This window comes from Candidatus Woesearchaeota archaeon (assembly GCA_003694805.1).
Classification (GTDB): domain Archaea; phylum Nanobdellota; class Nanobdellia; order Woesearchaeales; family J110; genus J110.
This window is the reverse complement of the sequence record RFJU01000089.1, coordinates 1-1,293: the sequence shown is the minus strand read 5'-3', so window position 1 is coordinate 1,293 and position 1,293 is coordinate 1. Positions and strand designations below refer to the sequence as shown.

2 protein-coding genes are annotated in these 1,293 nt (G+C 52.7%); one reads left to right on the top strand and one right to left on the bottom strand.

All coding sequences use genetic code 11. The annotated features are described in order from the left end of the window. Window positions 1-30: 30 nt before the first annotated feature. Window positions 31-366 (top strand): hypothetical protein, encoded by a 336-nt coding sequence (locus D6783_03190; GenBank protein RME52997.1) that lies wholly within the window; start codon window positions 31-33, stop codon window positions 364-366. A 24-nt stretch (window positions 367-390) separates the two neighbouring features. Here D6783_03190 and D6783_03185 read toward each other — a convergent pair. Next, the coding region (locus D6783_03185; GenBank protein ID RME52996.1) for a hypothetical protein at window positions 391-1,293 on the bottom strand (903 nt) is incomplete at its 5' end.

Sequence of the window (1,293 nt, the reverse complement as noted above, 5' to 3'; positions counted from 1 at the left end):
GGTGCATCTCGTGCCAGCGGGTCTTTGAGTGTGGATCCTGAAACGGAGGAGCTTATTGAAGCTATTGTTGATGAAAAGTGGAATGAGCTCTTGGAGGACGTGAAAAAGATTGTGGCGTGGAAGTCCGCAGTAGAGACGATTATTCATGGTTTGGAGGAGCGTTCGAAGAAGTTGTATGAGAACATGGAGCTCTTGACGAAGGATGTGCATGCGAAACTTGAAGAGTACGATAGTGCTATTAGTGCGTTGCATGCGGATTTGAAGGCGCTTGAGAAGGTGTACGCTAAGATTTTGCCTTTGTTTGTTGAAAAGGTGGCGTTCTTGCAGCGCCGTGGTGTTCTTCAGGGAAAGAAGAAGGAAGAGTGAAACGTTCTTTGTTTTGCTTGGTTGTTAGCAGCTCGTGGTGTCGAGTTTGAAGGGGTCGCAGCTGCATTTGTAGATGCGGTTTGCTCCTTCACCTCCCGCGTATATGCAGTTTCCACTTTGGCATTGCCCGCCGTGGTCGCACACCTCGCCTGCTGGTCGGAGGCCTGCATTGTCCGTGAGTGGTGTTGGTTTTGCTGGGCAGGTGGTTTTGTACGTGAAGGGGTCGCAGCTGCATTTGTAGATGCGGTTTGCTCCTTCACCTCTGGTGTAGATGCAGTTGCCTGAGGCGCACTGGCCTCCATGGTCGCAGACTTGTCCGTTGGCTCTGCCTGTTTCTGGCAGGCTCGCTCCGGCGCATTGTATGCGTACTGGTTGGGCAATGTTTGCCATCCATGTATTGATGGCGCCGCGTGCGAAGAAGAGGATGACTTTGTTCCAAAAACCAACTCCGCTAAGTCGTATCTTGTTTTGGGTCCAGATGTGTCCTGTCGCCCCGAGGCGGTCTTTGCTTGCGAGGATGGTGTCGAGTTCGCACTCGCCCAGAACGGCGATGAAGCTTGGTGCTCCTGTCCCTTTGCGAAGGCCCGTGAGTTCGCCTCCGTTGATTTCTGCAAAGACGCGCTCGACTCCGCCGTTTTGTTTTGCTATGATGATTTGAACGCTTTTGCTGACGCGGCTGAGCGGCCCTGGAAGGGTTACGGGGCAGGTTTTGAGTTTAGCGTCGAGGGAGGGGAGTTCGTTGAGGAATTGGGTGGTGGTTGTGGATGTTGGTTTGAGGGTGCAGCCCGGCGCCGCGTTAGCGACGTTCGGAAGGCTTGGAAGCAGGAGAAGCGCTGCAATGATGGTAATGGAGAACGTTTTCGGAAAATAAAAGCCCATAGGGGCGGGAGTGCGGTAGTATTTATTAATGTTTTGGCAGTACTGTTG